Source organism: Aurantimonas sp. A3-2-R12 (assembly GCF_036016755.1).
Classification (GTDB): Bacteria; Pseudomonadota; Alphaproteobacteria; order Rhizobiales; family Rhizobiaceae; genus Aurantimonas; species Aurantimonas coralicida_A.
Genome location: NZ_JAYXIH010000005.1, coordinates 34,351 through 53,228 on the forward strand (window position 1 = coordinate 34,351; position 18,878 = coordinate 53,228).

Annotated in this window: 18 protein-coding genes; all 18 read right to left on the reverse strand. The window is 63.0% G+C overall.

The window, feature by feature from the left end; genetic code table 11:
• Positions 1-12: 12 nt before the first annotated feature.
• Positions 13-1,401: a multicopper oxidase family protein gene (locus VSX60_RS04070; protein ID WP_327622877.1), complete on the reverse strand. Its 1,389-nt coding sequence runs from the start codon at positions 1,399-1,401 to the stop codon at positions 13-15.
• A gap of 18 nt (positions 1,402-1,419) precedes the next feature.
• On the reverse strand, positions 1,420-2,877 hold the full coding sequence (locus tag VSX60_RS04075) for a TolC family protein (protein WP_327622878.1): 1,458 nt from the start codon (positions 2,875-2,877) through the stop codon (positions 1,420-1,422).
• A gap of 447 nt (positions 2,878-3,324) precedes the next feature.
• Positions 3,325-3,789, reverse strand: coding sequence for a hypothetical protein (locus VSX60_RS04080; protein ID WP_327622879.1), 465 nt, complete (start codon positions 3,787-3,789; stop codon positions 3,325-3,327).
• A gap of 315 nt (positions 3,790-4,104) precedes the next feature.
• Positions 4,105-4,797, reverse strand: a complete 693-nt coding sequence (locus VSX60_RS04085; RefSeq protein WP_327622880.1) for an ABC transporter ATP-binding protein — start codon at positions 4,795-4,797, stop codon at positions 4,105-4,107.
• Positions 4,797-6,023 (reverse strand): lipoprotein-releasing ABC transporter permease subunit, encoded by a 1,227-nt coding sequence (locus tag VSX60_RS04090; protein ID WP_327622980.1) that lies wholly within the window; start codon positions 6,021-6,023, stop codon positions 4,797-4,799. Before VSX60_RS04090 ends, VSX60_RS04085 begins: the two co-directional genes overlap by 1 nt.
• A 74-nt stretch (positions 6,024-6,097) precedes the next feature.
• Positions 6,098-7,420 (reverse strand): proline--tRNA ligase, encoded by a 1,323-nt coding sequence (gene proS / locus VSX60_RS04095; RefSeq protein WP_327622881.1) that lies wholly within the window; start codon positions 7,418-7,420, stop codon positions 6,098-6,100.
• A gap of 397 nt (positions 7,421-7,817) precedes the next feature.
• Entirely contained in the window at positions 7,818-8,084 is a 267-nt protein-coding gene (locus tag VSX60_RS04100; RefSeq protein ID WP_327622882.1) for a DUF1467 family protein, read from the reverse strand.
• Positions 8,085-8,086: 2 nt separating this feature from the next.
• A complete protein-coding gene (mce, locus tag VSX60_RS04105; protein WP_327622883.1) occupies positions 8,087-8,491 on the reverse strand; it encodes a methylmalonyl-CoA epimerase in 405 nt (134 codons plus the stop codon).
• Between the two features lie 20 nt (positions 8,492-8,511).
• Positions 8,512-10,209, reverse strand: a complete 1,698-nt coding sequence (locus VSX60_RS04110) for a ribonuclease J (RefSeq protein ID WP_442873050.1) — start codon at positions 10,207-10,209, stop codon at positions 8,512-8,514.
• Between the two features lie 63 nt (positions 10,210-10,272).
• Positions 10,273-11,061 carry a biotin--[acetyl-CoA-carboxylase] ligase gene (locus VSX60_RS04115; RefSeq protein ID WP_327622884.1) on the reverse strand — a complete coding sequence of 263 codons (789 nt, stop codon included), beginning with the start codon at positions 11,059-11,061 and terminating at the stop codon, positions 10,273-10,275.
• Positions 11,062-11,063: 2 nt separating this feature from the next.
• On the reverse strand, positions 11,064-12,506 hold the full coding sequence (gene nuoN / locus VSX60_RS04120) for an NADH-quinone oxidoreductase subunit NuoN (RefSeq protein WP_327622885.1): 1,443 nt from the start codon (positions 12,504-12,506) through the stop codon (positions 11,064-11,066).
• 19 nt (positions 12,507-12,525) lie between these two features.
• Positions 12,526-14,034 carry an NADH-quinone oxidoreductase subunit M gene (locus VSX60_RS04125; RefSeq protein ID WP_327622886.1) on the reverse strand — a complete coding sequence of 503 codons (1,509 nt, stop codon included), beginning with the start codon at positions 14,032-14,034 and terminating at the stop codon, positions 12,526-12,528.
• Positions 14,034-16,022, reverse strand: a complete 1,989-nt coding sequence (gene nuoL / locus VSX60_RS04130) for an NADH-quinone oxidoreductase subunit L (RefSeq protein WP_327622887.1) — start codon at positions 16,020-16,022, stop codon at positions 14,034-14,036. Before nuoL ends, VSX60_RS04125 begins: the two co-directional genes overlap by 1 nt.
• A gap of 6 nt (positions 16,023-16,028) precedes the next feature.
• A complete protein-coding gene (nuoK, locus tag VSX60_RS04135; protein ID WP_206454386.1) occupies positions 16,029-16,337 on the reverse strand; it encodes an NADH-quinone oxidoreductase subunit NuoK in 309 nt (102 codons plus the stop codon).
• A gap of 19 nt (positions 16,338-16,356) precedes the next feature.
• Positions 16,357-16,974 (reverse strand): NADH-quinone oxidoreductase subunit J, encoded by a 618-nt coding sequence (locus tag VSX60_RS04140; protein ID WP_327622888.1) that lies wholly within the window; start codon positions 16,972-16,974, stop codon positions 16,357-16,359.
• 128 nt (positions 16,975-17,102) lie between these two features.
• A complete protein-coding gene (gene nuoI, locus VSX60_RS04145; protein WP_327622889.1) occupies positions 17,103-17,594 on the reverse strand; it encodes an NADH-quinone oxidoreductase subunit NuoI in 492 nt (163 codons plus the stop codon).
• Positions 17,595-17,600: 6 nt separating this feature from the next.
• On the reverse strand, positions 17,601-17,822 hold the full coding sequence (locus tag VSX60_RS04150) for a hypothetical protein (protein ID WP_327622890.1): 222 nt from the start codon (positions 17,820-17,822) through the stop codon (positions 17,601-17,603).
• Positions 17,819-18,874, reverse strand: a complete 1,056-nt coding sequence (gene nuoH, locus VSX60_RS04155; protein ID WP_327622891.1) for an NADH-quinone oxidoreductase subunit NuoH — start codon at positions 18,872-18,874, stop codon at positions 17,819-17,821. Before nuoH ends, VSX60_RS04150 begins: the two co-directional genes overlap by 4 nt.
• Positions 18,875-18,878: the final 4 nt, after the last annotated feature.

Genomic DNA, 18,878 nt, shown 5'->3' on the forward strand with positions numbered 1-18,878 from the left:
TTCCCAGCCTTGCTACATGCCGGAATGCGTTCCCCCACTGGGCATCGTCTGCCGCTTGGGTTTCGATGGCAGCGCGCTGCCCTGCGCACTGGACGCGGGAGCCGCTGTCGCGTCGGGCAGCGATCCGGTCCATTCGTAGGCCACCGTTCCAGGGGGATTTTCATAGTCGCCGGGATCTTCGTAGTCGCCGGCCTCGATCCCCTCCCGCACCTTCACCACGGTGAACATGCCACCCATTTCGAGTGAGCCGAACTGTCCCCAGCCGGCCATCATCGGAATGGTGTTGTCCGGGATCGGCATCGACATTTCCGCCATATCCGCCATGCCCTTCGTTCCCATCGGCATGTAGTCCGGCTGGACCGTGCGGATCTTGCGGGCGACGTTGGTCTTGTTGGCTCCGATGAAGGTCGGGACATCGTGCCCCATCGCGTTCATCGTGTGATGCGACTTGTGGCAGTGCAGGGCCCAATCGCCCGGATGGACCGCGTCGAATTCGTAGGCCCGCATCGCCCCCACCGGGATATCAATGGTGACCTCCGGCCAGCGTGCCTCCGGACGCACCCAACCGCCATCCGTGCAGGTGACCTCGAAATCATACCCGTGCATGTGGATCGGATGGTTGGTCATGGTCAGATTGCCGACCCGCACGCGCACCCGGTCGTCCTTGGCCACGATGAGCGGAGCCACGTCCGGAAAAATTCGGCTGTTGATCGTCCACATGTTGAAGTCGGTCATTTCCATGACCTTCGGAAGATAGGAGCCCGGATCGATGTCGTAGGATGACAGCAGGAAGACGAAGTCGCGGTCCACCGGCATGAAGGACGGGTCCTTCGGGTGGATGACGAAGGAGCCCATCATCCCCATCGCCATCTGCACCATCTCGTCGCCATGCGGGTGATACATGAAGGTGCCGCTCTTCAAAGCGTCGAACTCGTAGACGAACGTCTTGCCCGACGGGATCGGCGGCTGCGTCAACCCGGCCACGCCATCCATGCCGTTGGGAAGGATCAACCCGTGCCAGTGGACGGTCGTATGCTCGGGAAGCTTGTTCGAGACGAAGATGCGGATTCGATCACCCTCGACGCATTCGATCGTCGGGCCGGGCGACTGACCGTTGTAGCCCCACAGATAGGCGGTCATGCCATCGGCCATCTCCCGCTCGACGGGCTCGGCCACAAGATGGAACTCCTTGATCCCATTGTTCATGCGGAACGGAAGCGACCAGCCGTTTAGGGTCACCACAGGATTGTAGTCCGGCCCCGCCGTTGGCATCAGCGGCGGCTGCGTTGCCGCCTCTTCCATGATCGGAGCTTCCGGCAAGCCCATGGCCGAAGTCTTCGACCACATCGCAGTCCCGGCGAGCGCGGCGCCCGCACCAATGAATTGTCTTCTGGAAAACATCTGTCTGGTTCCTTCCGTTCAATCGCCGTCGCCATCGCCGTCGCCGGCCGCCATCTCGAGACCACCACCCGATTCGATCTCGCCGCCGCCATAGACGGCGGAGGCCAGCCCGGCATCGGCGAGATAGAAGGCGCGCTTGGCGTTGACGGAGAGGATGATCGAGGTGAGCTTGGCCCGGGTGTCGGCCAGAAGGTCGAACGTGTTCGAGATCATGCCGCTATAGGTGAGGATCGCTTCCTTCTCGATCGTCGTGCGCAGCGGTACGACGTTCGAGCGATAGTGCCTGGCGATATCGTATCGGGAGCGGTACGCTTTGTAGGCGGAGCGCGCTTCCGAGCGGATGTCGACGGCCTTTGCCGCCAAGACGTTCGCAGCCCGCAGATACGCGAATTCAGCCTTGCGAAGCCGCGCCTGACCGCTATCGAAGATCGGAATTTCCAGGCCGACCTCAAGGATACCAGAGAGCTGGTTGGTGCTTTTCTTGCTGCCGTCCTCGCCCTCTTCGGCTTCCTCTTCAAGCTCGAGCCCGGCGGCCAATTCGAGATCGGAGACGTAGCGCGTGGCCTTCGTCAGGCCGTAGGAACGCGCCAGCGCATCCAGTTCGAGCCGCGCCACCTGCAGGTCCACGCGATCGCGCAACGCCTCCGCCTCGATGGCGTTGCGGGTCTGGATATTGCGTGGCAGGCTCGGCAGCGCGTTCGGCACCTCAAAGGACAGGTTCCCTCCCCAGACCCCCATCAGCCGGATCAGCCGCTCCTTGGCGAGCTGCGCGGCCAGTCGCGCCTCTGCGGTCTGGCCAGTCAATTCCGCGTAGAACACCTGCTCACGAGCCTGATCGATCTTCGGAAAGGCCCCCGTCTTCCCGAGTTCGGTAGCAAGCTCGGCAGCCGCATCGGCCGCGACCTTCGCCCGGTTCATGTAGGCCACGGTCTCCCAGGCGCCGACCGCCTCGATCCATGCGGCCCGCGTCTGCGCGGCCAGCGCGAGCGTCGCCTCGACAGCCCGCAACCGCGCCTGAAGCACACGCACCTCGGAGACGTCCAGTCGCCGCTCGCGCGTCATCAGCCGGATGACGTTGGCCGCGATCAGCCCCTCGACGGTTCGCAGCGCGCCGATGCCGGCATAGCTCACCGCCAGATTGGGATTGACCGGCAGGCTCTCCTGCCAGAGATCGGCAACCGACATGCCGATGTCGGCATAGGCGGCCTGCAGGCTCTTGTTGTTCAGCAACGCAACTTGCACCGCCGTTTCGACCCCGACGGTCTTGTTCGCCAAAAGCTGGCTGACACGCTTGTTGACGGCGGCCGCCTCGGCCCGATTCTGAACCCAGGCAGTTTCCTTGCCGAGGGTTGCCGCGGTCTGATCCTGCACGATCGCAAAGCCGAGCTTCGGATCAAAGTCTTCGGTGATCGCGACGCAGCCGGAGACGAAAAGGGGGACAACCGCCATCGCGGCCTTGCGAAACACACGCATCATTTCGGCGCCTCATCTTCGGTGGCAGTTTCAGCGCCGACCGGGGCCATCGCGACGCCGGTCCGCCGCCATCCGGTTGGCTCGGCGGGACTACGCCTTGAATATCCACCAATGACCGACCGGTAATTGGTGCCGCCGGACGCAGCGGACGGGTCGTCCGCGGACGGAGAGGTAAGAACTTGCGGCAAACCCATGGGTTCGCTTGTCGCGCAGCCAGCCAGAAGCAGGCCGGGCAAGCCGACAATCATGAAGCGGATCATTGAAAGGACCTAACGGGCGAACTTTCCCGCTCGCCGGCCGTTCACGGGCCGGTCGATACGATGAAGTTCCCAAACGTGGAGAAGCGAGAACACCTGACGCTCTAGGCGTGAGGAGGACTCATCTGTGACGATGTCCGGTCCATCGGAGACGGCATGCGAACATCATAGGGCGCGCGGCGGCGCCGTCAGGTCAGGCTCGCGGGGGTCTTTTGCCAGTCGGAACCTGGCTTCCCACCAATTCGACCACGTGCCAACCGAGACCCCACTTGGAGGGCCAGTCCAGATGATATTCCGCCAACAGGTCCGGCATTGAAGCCGGCGGGCAGTGATCGTTGTGTTTGTCGCCCGTCGCCTTGGGCAAGGGCTTGGCGTCGCGGGCAGCATCGTTCGCGGCCGAAGCGACATGATCCTCGGCAACTTCAGTAACTGATGGATCGACGATCGAAGCTGCAAATGCGCGGTCACCCGTGTGGGGCGACGCGTGCGCCAATTGAGACGAAAGCACCGCCACGCAGAAAAGCGCTGCGGCCAACAGCCGGCCTATCGCTTGCAAGGGGTGTTTCAGGTTTGTCATCGGCATCCGGGTACTGGATTCGCTGGAATCAGTCCATACTGAAATGTTCACGTCGACGTCATCGGCTTGAAAATGTTGCACTGCAAATTCATCGACTCGCGGAGCAGTGCGCATCCTCAACGAGGACGTTCGATCGCATCGCATCGTGTCCAAACTCGGGCGACCGTGACTGAAACCGGCTCCAACCTTGCGCCAAGTTTGCGCCTTCGATCGCGAGGCCGAGAAATCGAGACTAGATCATATCCCAAGCCTCGGACGGCCGGGTTGTTACCCGTTCGCGGAAGGAAGCGCTGGCCTCTTCCATCGAACAGTTCGGCCCGCTCGCCGAACACCTCCTCACCGGGGTCGATGGGAGCAAGGGCGCCGCAGACGATGGCAGCAGCCGCGCGAGCGGCATCAACCCATCTGCAGCGGAACGACCTTCCCGGCCTCGATGGTGACCGCACGATCCATACGTGCGGCAAGCTCATGATTGTGGGTCGCGATCAGGGCCGCCACGCCGGACTGGCGCACCAGCGCCGTCAGCGCGTCGAACACGTAGCCCGCCGTCGTCGGATCGAGATTTCCCGTCGGCTCGTCGGCGAGCAGGACATGCGGCGCGTTGGCCACCGCCCGGGCGATCGCGACGCGCTGCTGTTCACCACCCGACAGTTCGGCCGGGCGATGGTCGGCCCGCTTGCCGATGCGCATGTAGTCGAGTAGCTCCCGTGCTCGCGCGACAGCGTCCGGACGACGCTGACCGAGAATCATCTGGGGCAGCATGACGTTCTCGAGCGCCGAGAACTCCGGCAACAGATGGTGGAACTGGTAGACGAAACCGATCGAGCGACGGCGCATCTCGGTTCGCCGGTCGTCGCCGAGATTGCCGCAAGCCTGCCCGTCGATGAATACTTCGCCGCCGTCCGGCCGTTCCAGCAGGCCGGCGATGTGAAGAAGCGTCGACTTTCCCGCCCCGGACGGCGCCACCAGCGCCACCATCTCGCCGGCGCTGATGCCGACATCGGCCGCGTCGAGAATGGTCAGGCGGTCATCGCCCTGTTTGTAGTGCCGCTCGACCTGATCGAGCCGCAGCGCAAAGGTCTCAGCCATCATTCGTACCGCAACGCTTCGACCGGATCGAGCCGCGACGCCTGCCAGGACGGCAGGATCGTTGCCAGAAACGACAGGCCGACCGCCATCGCGACGACCAGCACCACCTCGGTCGCGTCGATCTCGGCGGGAAGCCGGCTAAGGAAATAGAATTCGGGATTGAACAACACCGTCCCGGACAGCCACGAAAAGAACTGCCTGATGTTCTCGATATTGAGACCGAACAGTACGCCCAAGACCAGCCCGGCGAACGTGCCGGCGAGACCGATCGAGGCGCCGGTGATCAGGAACACGCGCATCACGGCGCCCCTGGTCGCCCCCATGGTTCTCAGGATCGCGATATCCCGCCCCTTGTCCTTCACCAGCATGAACAGGCCGGAGATGATGTTGAGGGCAGCTACCAGAATGATCAGCGTGAGAATGATGAACATGACATTCCGCTCGACTTCCAGCGCCGAGAAGAACGAGGCGTTCTGATCCTGCCAGGTGACGGTGTAGTTCGGGCGGTCGGCCGCCGCCTCCACCTTCGGCTGTAGCGCGCGGACGGCGTCAGGATCGTCGACGAACATCTCGATCGACTGCACCTGGTCATCCTGGTTGAAGAACAGCTGCGCCTCCGACAGGGGCATGTAAACATAGGCCGCGTCATACTCAGACAGCCCGATCTCGAAGATCGCGGTGACCGGATACGCCTTGACGCGGGGGGTCGTGCCAAGCGGCGTCACGTCGCCCTCAGGCGAGATCAAGGTAATGTTGTCGTTCAGCCGCAACCCGAGCGCCTCGGCCAACCGGATGCCGATTGCCACTCCGTCGCCGGTGTCGAATTCGGCAAGCGTGCCCTGCCGGATGTTCTCCGAGACGGGGGCGAGTTCGTCGAGATCGGCGCCGCGCACGCCCTTGACCAGCGCGCCGGTGTTCGATGTTCCGGCGCCCGATGCCAGGACCTGCCCTTGCACCAAAGGCATGGCAAAATCGACGCCCGGCACGGCTGCGATACGCTTGGTGACCTCGTCGTAGTCGCGGAGCGGCTGGTCGATTGGAAACATGATCACATGACCGTTGACGCCGAGAATGCGGGTCAACAGCTCGCCGCGAAACCCGTTCATCACCGACATCACGATGATCAGCGCGGCCACGCCGAGCATGATCCCGACAAACGAGAAACCGGCGATCACCGACACCCCGGCGTCGCGGCGCCGCGATCTCAGATAGCGGCCGGCCAGCATCCATTCGAAGCGCGAGAACGGCCGGGTCGAGGTGCGGCCCTCAGGCGTCGCACGGGCTGCGAAAGGGATATCGCTCACGCCAGTACCCGCTCGACCACGGCGGAGAGCGGCATCGTATCGCGCTCGCCGGTCGCCCTCACCTTGACTTCCGCCTCCCCCGCCTTGGCGCCGCGCGGACCGACGATCACCTGCAGCGGCAGGCCGATCAGGTCCATGGTGGCGAATTTGGCTCCGGCGCGCGTGTCCTGATCGTCATAAAGGACGTCGAGGCCAGCGGTCTGGAGCTGGCGATAGAGGTCATCGCAGGCAGCGTCGCAGGCGGCATCGCCCGGCTTCATGTTGATGAGACCGACATCGAAAGGCGCGACGGACTTCGGCCAGATGATGCCGTTCTCGTCGTGCGAGGCCTCGATGATCGCCGCCAAGAGACGGCTCGGCCCGATGCCGTAGGAGCCCATGTGGACCGGCACGTCCTTGCCGTCGGGGCCGGTGACGACCGCCTTCATCGGCTCGGAATATTTCGTCCCGAAATGGAAGATGTGGCCGACCTCGATACCGCGCGCCGCGATCTTCTGGTCCTCCGGCAGCGTGTCCCAGGCGGCGGTGTCATGCATCTCGTCCGTCGCCGCGTATGGCGTGGTCCAGGACTTGACGATGTCGGCAAGACCAGCTGCGTCATCGAAATCGACGCCCTCGCCCGGCACGTCGAGATCGAGATAGTCGCGGTGACAGAACACCTCGCTCTCGCCGGTCGAAGCCAAAATGATAAACTCGTGGCTGAGATCGCCGCCGATCGGTCCGGTATCGGCCCGCATCGGGATCGCCTTCAGCCCGCAGCGCTGGAAGGTCCGCAGATAGGAGACAAACATCCGGTCGTAGGCAGTCTTGGCACGTTCGAAGTCGATGTCGAAGGAATAGGCGTCCTTCATCAGGAATTCCCGGGAACGCATGACGCCGAAGCGGGGCCGCACCTCGTCCCGGAACTTCCACTGGATATGGTAGAGATTGAGCGGCAGGTCCTTGTAGGAGCGGACGTAGGACCGGAAAATGTCGGTCACCATCTCCTCATTGGTCGGCCCGAACAAAAGATCGCGCTCGTGGCGATCCTCAATCCGCAACATCTCCTTGCCGTAGTCGTCATAGCGGCCGCTCTCGCGCCACAGATCGGCCGGCTGGATCGTCGGCATCAACAGCTCGATAGCCCCGGAGCGATCCTGCTCCTCGCGGATGATCCTGCAGACCTTGTCGAGCACCTTCTTGCCGAGCGGCAGGAAGGTGTAGAGGCCAGCCGCCTGCTGGCGGATCATGCCGGCGCGCAGCATCAACCGATGGGAAACGATTTCCGCTTCCTTCGGGGTTTCCTTGAGAATGGGCAGAAAATATCGCGACAGGCGCATGAGGTTTCCGGTGAAATCGGTGTGTCGCGGCGCCATGGCCGCACGGTCGCGTCTTAAACGCTTGATCCTTGATTGGAAAGACGGCAACACGCCATCCGCGCATCGGCGACAAATCGGGCTGACGACGGCATCGCCGTGACGGCGGCGCGATCAAAAAATGACACAGTCGCAAAATTCACGTGACAATCGCCGCTGTGCTGGCTAACCTTCGCTTGCACAAAAAAGGCGCCGGCAAGGCGCCATATTTGCGGTCTAGTCTTGGGAGGACGTGGTTTCCGGCGCGGCAGTCGTCGCAGCCCCGGTCAAAGTCATCGGCGGGAAATCCAGGCACGCGACCTAGAATGCAAGGTGAAAGCCTTGCATTTTTTTTGTGCCTGCGCTCCTGCGTCTGTGGGTATCAGGTGCCGGGAATAATGTGCGGAAGATCGTCCGGCCCGAAGCCGTAGACCTGCGTCACGACGTAGAAGACCGCGAAAATCACCGTCGCGAGTAGCGTCGTCTGCGCGAGCTTGCGCCCCATCCGGGCGTGGGTCGGCGCGCTATGCGCCGTCCCGAGGATCACGTCGTCGTCTTCGATCTGCGAGCGTACTCCCAGCGGCAAGATGACAAACAGCGACACCCACCAGATGATGAAATAAATCGCGAGCGCCGATACCCAGCCCAATGTCAGACCTCCTCCAGTTCGGTCAGCGTGCCGAACATGTCACCGGGATGGATGAACAACACCGGCCGCCCATGCGCTCCGATCTTCGGCTCGCCATCGCCGAGCACCCTCGCCCCACCGGCGATCATCCGATCCCGCGCCGCTTTCAGGTCGGACACCTCATAGCAGATATGGTGCATGCCGCCCTTCGGATTCTTGGCGAGAAACGCGGCGATGGGCGACGCTTCGCCCAGCGGCTCGAGGAGTTCGACCTTGGTGTTGTCGAGCTCCACGAAGACGACCGTGACACCGTGCTCGGGCAACGCCTTTGGCTCCGACACTGTCGCCCCCAGCGTCTCGCGATAGCGCCGCACCGCTCCCGAAAGATCGGGAACGGCCAGAGCCACATGATTCAGTCGACCGAGCATGGCATTTCCCTCGACGGGTTTCAGGACCGCGTGACGAACACCGTGACGATCGGCTTCTTACCCCACGCCTCGAAAGCGGCGCCGCGCACCGCGCGGCGGACCGACTCACCCAGTTTGTCGAGGTCCTTGCGGCGGTTGCGCGGCGTGCTCTCGACCGCACCGGCGGCGGCGTCGATCAGGACATCCTCGATCTCCTCACCGGTCGCGTCGTCCTGCGGCAGGCCGAGCGCCACGAGGTCGGGATCGTCGCGCAATTCCAGCTTGCCATCCAATTCCACCAGCACCGCCACATGGCCGACGAAGGACAGCCTGCGGCGCTCGTTGATGCCCATCGCCTCGGCCGTTCCGATCAGGCGGCCGTCCTTGTAGAGACGTCCGACCGGAACCTCATGGACGACCTGGGCGGCGCCGGGCGCCAGCTGGACGGCGCGGCCGTTGCGCGCCTCGACCACCTGCTTGATCCCCAATTCCCGCGCGAGGGCCGCGTGGGCGGTCAGATGCGCGGCCTCGCCATGGGCCGGAATGGCGATCGTCGGACGCACCCATTCATACATCTGGCGCATCTCGCTGCGACGCGGATGGCCGGAGACGTGGACGAGTTTCTCCCCATCCTCGAGCACCTTGACGCCGCGTTCGATCAGCGCGTTCTTGATGTCGATGATGAGCTTTTCGTTGCCGGGAATCGCGCGTGAGGAGAAGATCACAAGGTCGCCCCGCGACAGCGCGACGCTCGGATGCTCATCCCGCGCGATGCGCGCCAGCGCGGCGCGGGCCTCGCCCTGGCTACCTGTCAGGATGATCACCGCCTTTTCAGGCGGGATGTAGCCGAAGTCCTGCTCGCCCAGGAACGGCGGAATGCCGTCCATATAGCCGAGCTCGGTCGCGACATCGATCATCCGCCGCATCGAGCGCCCCATCAGCAGCACTTGCCGCCCGGCATCGCGAGCCGCCGCCGCGATCGAACGGATGCGCCCGACATTGGAGGAGAAGGTGGTGACGGCGACCCGGCCCTTGGCGCCACGGATGATCTCGGCAAGTGAAGCCGAGACCGCCGTCTCGCTCGGGCTGTCGCCCTCGCGAAGCGCGTTGGTCGAATCGGCGACGATGGCGAGGACGCCTTCGTCGCCGATCTCCCGCAGCCGCTTCTCGTCGGTCGGCGCGCCGAGCGCCGGGGTCGGATCGATCTTCCAGTCGCCGGTGTGGACGACCGTGCCGGCCGGCGAACGGATCGCCAGCGCCACCGGTTCGGGGATCGAGTGCGTGACGTTGATCGCCTCGATCTCGAAGGGACCGACGTTGAAGCGATCACCTGCGGCGAACAGCTCCACCGGAATCTTCGGCGCGCCCGGCTCCCCTTCCCGCTTGGCCGCCAGCAACGCCGCAGTGAAAGCGGTTGCGTAGACCGGAACCTTCAGCTTCGGCCAAAGATCGAGCAGAGCACCGTAGTGGTCCTCGTGCGCATGGGTGATGACGATCCCCTTCAGCGCATTCTTCTGCTTTTCCAGAAACCGGATGTCGGGAAGAACGAGATCGACCCCAGGAAAGTCGGGACCGGCAAAAGAGACGCCGCAGTCGACCACGATCCACTGCCGATCATCATCCGGCCCATAGCCGTACATGGCGAGATTCATGCCGATCTCACCGATGCCGCCGAGCGGCACAAACATTAGCTTGTTCAAACTTCTATCTTCTTTCGTGTCTTTGCCCCGCCCGGTCATGATCGACCCACGCAGCTTATTCAGGTTTGCTTCAGTTACATTCGTCGTCGTTCGATTGCCGCCCTAAACGGCGGAGACCGGTGGCGCCATGCGCTCGTCGCTCTCCAGAAAAAACAGATCGCCGGCCGAAACCGCGGTGGTCTCGCCGTCATCACCGCGCAATATCAGCCGACCGCGCTCGTCGAGTGCCTCGAAGCGTCCCGTCAGCGTCCCGTCGGCAAGATTGACCCGGCAGGCCTGGCCGAGCCCCACGGCATGGGCAAGCCATTCGCGCCTGATCGCGGCAAATCCCTCGCCGCGCCGGAAGACCGCGAGGGCACGTTCCACTTCGTCAGCGACGGACGCGAAAATGGCATCGAGGTCGCAGCGCACGCCCTCCCGCGCCAAGCTGGTCACCTCGTACGGCGTGCCATCGGGCACATGGGCGACGTTGACCCCGCAGCCGATGACAACCGCCATCCTACTATCCGGCAAACGCTCGCTTTCCAGGAGAATGCCGACCGCCTTACGGCCCCTGACGAGAACGTCATTCGGCCATTTGACCGCGACCAGCTCTTCGTCGGCGCCCGTGAGCTTGGCGAGAGCGTTCCGCACCCCAAGCGAGGCGACCAGCGGCAGGTTCGACAGATGCTCCAATGGCGCCGGGTCGATGACCAACCAACTCGCATAGAGGTTTCCCGGCTCCGAGACCCACGCCCGGCCTCTGCGGCCGCGTCCCGCCATCTGCCGTTCAGCCGTGACCCACAAGGGCCCCGGATCGCCGGCGCGCGCGGCCTCCAACGCCACTGAATTCGTCGAGGCGACTTCGCCGAGGGCGAGGCGCCGTCGTGGTGCTTTCGTGCCCGTCGGCACCGTCAGAAAAACGTCCGCGCCGCAGCCTCGGCAGCGGTGAAGATCGGTCCCCCAATGAAAAGGTAGACGGGAAAGATGAACAGCGCCGCGGCCCACAGGACCAGCCGCAACTCCATCGCCATCGGTACGAACTCCGCCGATGGTTCATCGAACCACATCAACTTCACGATCCTCAGATAATAGTAAAGCCCGACGACGCTTGCCAGTACGCCGATGACCGCCAAGGCGTAAAGTTCCGCCTCGACCGCCGCCATGAACACGAAATATTTGGCGAAGAAACCGGCCAGCGGCGGCAAGCCGGCGAGCGACAGCATCAGGATCGTCAGGAACAGCGCCATCACCGGGTTGGTCTTCGACAGACCCGCGAGATCCTCGATTTCCTCGACCACCCCGTCCTTGCGCCGCATGGCGAGGATCACGGCGAAGGTGCCCAGCGTCATCGCCAGATAGATCGTCATGTAAATCAGGACGCCGCGGACGCCTTCGACATTGGCTGCCGCGAGCCCCACGAGGGCAAATCCCATATGGCCGATCGAGGAATAGGCCATCAGACGTTTGAAATTGCGCTGGCCGATCGCCGCGAAGGCGCCGAACGCCATCGAGGCGATCGAGATGAAGACGATGATCTGCTGCCAATCCACCTGCAGCGGCTCGAAGCCCTGCACCGTGAAGCGGGTAATGAGCGCCATGGCCGCAACCTTCGGCGCACCGGCAAGGAAGGCGGTGATCGGGGTCGGCGCGCCCTCGTAGACGTCGGGCGTCCACATGTGGAACGGTACCGCCGAAATCTTGAAGGCGAGGCCCGCGAGCACGAACACCAGGCCAACGACGAGGCCGAGGGAGCGTCCTTCGCTGGTGATCGCCGACGCGATCGCGCCGAACTCGATCTGGCCGGTAAAGCCGTAGACCATCGAAGCGCCGTACAGCAGCATGCCCGAGGACAACGCGCCAAGGACGAAATATTTCAGGCCAGCTTCGGTCGAACGGGCCGAATCCCGGTTGATCGCGGCGAGAACGTAGATCGCCAATGACTGCAACTCGAGCCCGAGATAGAGCGTGATCAGGTCGCCGGCCGACACCATCACCATCATTCCGGTCGTCGACAGCACGATCAGCACCGGAAACTCGAACCGGTTGAACCGCTCGCTTTCGGCGAAGCCGACCGACATGATCACCGCGGCGGCCGAGCCGACGAGCACCAGAACCTTCATGAATCCGGCAAAGGGATCGAGCACGAAGGAGCCGCCAAAGGCTTCGCCGTAGGGCGTGACGAAGACAAGCCAGAGCCCGGCGATGATGATCAGCGCGACCGACAGGCCGGTCACTGTCTGGGCGCTGCGCTCACCGGCGAAGACGCCGATCATCAGAAGGACCATCGCGCCTCCCGCCATGATCAGTTCTGGACCGACGATCGGCAGACTCGAGGCGACCATTTGCGAATACATATGCGTCCGATCCCCGCTTTTACTGCGCCAGGGCGACCGATTGGGCCGCCTCCAGGGCTGCGGTGTAGGTATTGAGCATCGATTCGACCGATGCCGCCGTCACATTGAAGACCGGCATCGGATAGACGCCGAAGAAAATCACGAGAGCGACGAGCGGATAGAGCAGGATCTTCTCGCGCCGCGACAGGTCGAGGATCGCGCGCAGGCTCTCCTTCTCCAGCGCACCGAAAATCACCCGCCGATAGAGCCACAACGCATAGGCCGCCGACAGGATGACGCCGGTGGCCGCAAAGATCGCCACCCAGCTGTTGACCTGGAACACCCCGACCAGAGTCAGGAACTCGCCGACGAAGCCGCTCGTCCCCGGCAGCCCGACATTGGCCATGGTGAAGATCAGCATCGCGGTGGCGTAATGCGGCATCCGGTTGACCAGACCGCCATAGGCGCTGATCTCACGGGTGTGCATGCGGTCATAGACGACACCCACGCAAAGGAACAGCGCCCCGGACACCAGCCCGTGCGAGAGCATCTGGAAAATCGCTCCCTCCACGCCCTGCTGGTTGGCCGCGAAGATACCCATCGTCACGAAGCCCATATGCGCGACCGACGAGTAGGCAATCAGCTTCTTGATGTCCTCCTGCATCAGCGCCACCAGCGAGGTGTAGATGATCGCGACAACCGACAGCGTGAAGACGAACGGCGCAAAATCGGCCGAGGCCAACGGGAACATCGGTAGCGAAAAGCGCAGGAAGCCGTAGCCGCCAAGCTTCAAGAGGATGCCGGCCAGGATCACCGATCCCGCCGTCGGCGCCTCGACATGGGCGTCAGGCAGCCAGGTGTGGACCGGCCACATCGGCATCTTCACGGCGAAGCTGGCGAAGAAGGCGAACCAAAGCCAAGGCTGCATCGAGGCCGGGAAGCTGTGCTGCAGGAGTTCCGGTATCGAGCTGGTGCCGGCGTCCCAATACATCGCCATGATGGCGATCAGCATCAGCACCGAGCCGAGGAAGGTGTAGAGGAAGAACTTGTAGCTCGCGTAGATCCGCCGCTTGCCGCCCCACACGCCGATGATCAGGAACATCGGGATGAGGCCGCCTTCGAAGAAGACGTAGAAGAGCACGAGATCGAGTGCGCAGAAAACGCCGATTACCAGCGTCTCCAGCACCAGGAAGGCGATCATGTATTCCTTCACGCGGGTCTGCACCGACTCGAAGCTCGCGAGGATGCAGATCGGCATCAGGAAGGTCGTCAGGATCACGAACAACATCGAGATGCCGTCGACACCCATGTGATAGGTAATCCCGCTGCCGAGCCAGTCCAGCCGCTCGACCATCTGGAAGTCGGGATTCGACGTGTCGAATTCGATCCAGATCCATAGCGAAACGACGAAGGTGAAGACCGTGGTCAGCAGCGCGACGGTGCGGATATTGCGGCGCGCCAGTTCGCTCTTGTCCTTGATGAACAGGATCAGCAGCGCGCCGACCAGCGGCAGGAAGGTGACGGTCGAAAGGATCGGCCAGTCGCTCATCAGTTCACCCCCCCGAGCATCGTCCAGGTGACCAGCGCCGCGACGCCGATGAGCATCGCGAAGGCGTAGTGATAGAGGTAGCCGGTCTGCAGACGGACCACGCGATTGGTGACGTCAAGGACCCGTGCCGAGACACCATCAGGCCCGAGCCCATCGATCACCTTGCCGTCGCCGGTCTTCCACAGAAAGCGTCCGAGCGCCTTCGCCGGGCGTACGAACAGGAAGTCGTAGAGCTCGTCGAAATACCATTTGTTCAAAAGGAACGTGTAGAGGCCGCGATGCCGCTCGGCCAGCCGATGCGGCAGGTCGGGCGAGCGGATGTAGAACAGCCAGGCGATGGCGAAGCCGATCGCCATCATGACAGCCGGCAGGAATGCGATGGCGAAGGGCACGTCGTGGATGTCGTGGAGAATTTCGTTCCCGGCGCCGGTGAACAGCGAAGCGAGCCAGAACTCCTCGTAGCCTTCTCCGACGAAGGCGCCCTCGAACAGGATACCGGCGAACAGCGCGCCGGCGGCCAGTACGAACAGCGGCACCAGCATCACCATCGGCGATTCGTGGATATGATGCATGACGTCCGCGGAGGCTCGCGGCTTGCCGTGGAACGTCATGAAAATCAGGCGCCAAGAATAGAAGCTGGTCAACAACGCCGCCAGAACCGTCAGACCCCAGCCATAGGTCGCGAAGGCATTATCGCCAACGAAAGCCGCTTCGATGACGGCGTCCTTGGAGAAATAGCCCGCCGTCAACGGAAAGCCGGTCAGCGCCAGCGTGCCGACGACCATCAACCAATAGGTGATCGGAATATGCTTCTTGAGGCCGCCCATGCGGCGCATATCCTGCTCGTCGGAGACAGCGTGGATCACGGAGCCAGCGCCGAGGAACAACAGCGCCTTGAAAAAGGCGTGGGTGAACAGGTGGAAGATCGCCACGCTGTAGGCGCCGACGCCGAGGGCGACGAACATGTAGCCGAGCTGCGAACACGTCGAATAGGCGATGACCCGCTTGATGTCGTTCTGGACCAGCCCGACCGTGGCGGCGAATATCGCCGTCGTCGCGCCGATGAAAGTGACGAAGGTCAGTGCCGTCTGGCTCAGCTCGAACAGTGGCGACATGCGGGCGACCAGAAAGACGCCAGCCGTGACCATCGTGGCGGCATGGATCAGCGCGGAGACCGGCGTCGGGCCTTCCATCGCGTCCGGCAGCCAGGTGTGGAGCCCGATCTGGGCCGATTTGCCCATGGCGCCCATGAACAAGAGCAGGCAGATGACGGTGAGCGCGCCGCCCATCGACAGCGAGTAGCCGGCGAAGTTGAGGACGGTATCGCCGAGCGCGGGAGTGGCCTCGCCCGCCTCACCGCCCATCTGGCCGGCGATATCGGCAGCGCCGGCGAAGATGGTGTCGAGATTGAGCGAACCGAACAGCACGAAGATGCCAAAGATGCCGAGCACGAAGCCGAAATCGCCGACCCGGTTGACGATGAAGGCCTTCATCGCGGCCGCGTTGGCCGACGGCTTTTTGTACCAGAAGCCGATCAGGAGATACGAGGCCAGGCCGACGCCCTCCCAGCCGAAGAACATCTGCACGAGATTGTTCGACGTCACCAGCATCAGCATGGCGAAGGTGAACAGAGACAGATAGGCGAAGAAGCGCGGCCGATGCGGATCGTGATGCATGTAGCCGATCGAATAGACATGCACGAGCGAGGAGACCGTGTTGACGACGACCAGCATGACCAGGGTCAGGCGGTCGATCCGCAGCGACCAGGCGACCTCGAGGCCGCCGGACTGCATCCATTGAAACAGCGTCAACCGCAGCGTCTCGCCCTCGCCGAAGCCGAAGGAAATGAAGGCGATCCACGACATGATCGCCGCGATGATCAAGAAGCCGGAGGTGATATACTCGGACGCCTTGGCGCCGATCGCGTTGCCGAAGAGGCCGGCGATCAGGAAGCCGGCGAGCGGCAGGAGAACGATGGTCTGATACACGCCCGATCAGCCTTTCATCGTGTTGACGTCATCGACGGCGATGGAGCCGCGATTGCGGAAGAAGACGACGAGGATGGCGAGGCCGATCGCCGCTTCAGCGGCTGCGACGGTCAACACGAAGAGCGCGAAGACCTGCCCGACCAGATCGTTCAGAAACGCCGAGAACGCCACGAAATTCAGGTTCACCGCCAAGAGAATCAACTCGACCGACATCAGGATCGTGATGATGTTCTTGCGGTTCATGAAGATGCCGAAAACGCCCGTGACGAACAGGATCGCCGCGACCGTAAGGTAGTGTCCGAGACCGACTTCCATTGCGCTCATTTCCTCGTTCTCAGATGCCCTTGCCGCTCTCGACCTTGCGGATTTCGATCGCCGTCGCCGGGTTCCGCGCGACCTGCGCCGGAATCGACTGACGCCGGATGCCCTCCTTGTGGCGAAGGGTCAAAACGATTGCGCCGATCATCGCGACGAACAGGATCAGCCCTGCAAGCTGGAAAAACAGAATGTAGCGGGTGTAGAGCACCGCCCCGAGCGCCTCGATGTTCGACATTTCGGCCAGCGGCGGCGTCGGCATGGCCGTCGCGACGGACAGCTGCGGCTCGTAATAGTTGCCGGTGACAGCGATGATCAGCTCGGCGAGCAGCACGACGCCAACGATCGCGCCAAACGGCGCGTATTGCAGCGCGCCACGCTTCAACTTGGCGAAGTCGACGTCCAGCATCATGACGACGAACAGGAAGAGGACCGCGACCGCCCCGACATAGACGACGACGAGAATCAGCGCCAGAAATTCCGCCCCGGTCAGCAGGAACAGCCCGGCGGTGCTCACAAAGGTCGTAATCAGAAACAGCACCGAATGGACCGGGTTCTTGGAGAACACGACCATCAGCGCCGCGCCGACCGCGATCAGCGCGAAGATGTAGAAAAACAGTGCCTGAAGGCCCAGCATCCTCGGGCTCCTTGTGGTGGTATCGGACGCGGCCTGACGGTCGTCGCCCTGCCCCGTCGATCTTGTCAAATCAGGCGGAGATTCGCGCCCGGTCTGGCGATCCTCCGGCCGAAAAAATCCCTGCCCGCTTAGCGGTAAGGCGCGTCGAGCGCAATGTTGCGCGCGATCTCCCGCTCCCAGCGATCGCCGTTGGCGAGCAACCGCTCCTTGTCGTAGTAGAGCTCCTCGCGGGTCTCGGTCGCGAATTCGAAATTTGGGCCCTCGACGATGGCGTCGACCGGGCAGGCCTCCTGGCAGAAGCCGCAATAAATGCACTTCACCATGTCGAGGTCGTAACGCACCGTCCGGCGGGTGCCGTCATTGCGTCGCGGTCCGGCCTCGATGGTGATCGCCTGGGCCGGGCAGATCGCCTCGCAAAGCTTGCAGGCAATGCAGCGCTCCTGGCCGTTGGGATAGCGCCGCAAGGCGTGCTCACCACGAAAACGCGGACTCTGCGGCCCCTTCTCGAACGGGTAGTTCACCGTCGATTTCGCTGCGAAGAAATAGCGCATCGACAGGCCGAACGCCTTGATGAACTCGATGAGGAACAGGGATTTGACGGTCTGGGCGATGGCGTTCAAGAGACTCTAGCCTCCCAAGTTCGAGGCGATGACCGGGCCGGCGAACCAGCCGACAACCGGGAAGAGAACGAGCTGCGAAACGCGGGCGATGTTCAGCGCCGCGCCGGCTCCGACGCGCTCGGAAGGCCGGCGCCGAGCCATAGCGTCGATGACATAGCCAAGGACGAAGAAGTCCGCGAGGCCGATGGCGAGGCCAACCAGAGCACCGATGAGCGCCGGATCGGTCATGCGGCCGCAGCGCCCCAACCCATGAACTGCACGACGAAGGCGACGATCACCACCATTGCGAGCGAGATCGGCAGGAACACCTTCCAGCCAAGCCGCATCAACTGGTCGTAGCGGTAGCGGGGCACGAAGGCCTTGACCATCGCGAACATGAAGAACACCAGCGCGACCTTGGCAAGGAACCAGATCACGCCCGGAACCCAGGTGAACGGTACGAAGTTGAAGGGCGGCAGCCATCCGCCGAGGAAGAGGATCGTCGTCAGCGCGCACATCAGCGTAATCGCCGCGTACTCGCCGAGCATGAACATCATGTATGGCGTCGAGCCATACTCGACCATGAAGCCGGCGACGAGTTCCGATTCGGCCTCCGGCAGATCGAAGGGCGGCCGGTTCGTCTCGGCCAGCGCCGAGATGAAGAATACGATGAACATCGGGAACAGGCCGAGCCAGTGCCAGTCGAGGAAGGTGTTCGGCAGGCCGGCCATGGTGCCGAGTCCGGTCTGCTGGGCCAAAACGATGTCGGTGAGATTGAGAGAGCCGACGGCCAAAAGCACAGTGACGATAACGAAGCCGATCGAGACCTCATAGGAAACCATCTGCGCGGCGGACCGCAACGCGCCGAGAAAGGCATATTTCGAGTTCGACGCCCAACCGCCCATGATGACGCCATAGACCTCCAGCGAGGAGATCGCGAAGACGTAGAGGATGCCGATATTGATGTCTGCGATCACCCACCCGTCGGCGACCGGCACCACCGCGAAGGTGGCGAGCGCCAGCGTCACGGCGACCAGCGGCGCGAGCAGGAACACGACCTTGTCCGCGCTGGCCGGGATCACCGGTTCCTTCAGCACGAATTTCAACAGGTCGGCGAAGGACTGGAACAGCCCCCAAGGACCGACGACATTGGGTCCGCGGCGCATCTGGACCGCCGCCCAGATCTTGCGGTCCGCCAAAAGGATATAGGCGACCAGGACGAGCAGAACGACGAGGAACAGAAGGCTCTGCGCCAGAATGATCAGGCCCGGCCAGACATAGAGGGAGAAGAATTCAGCCACTGCC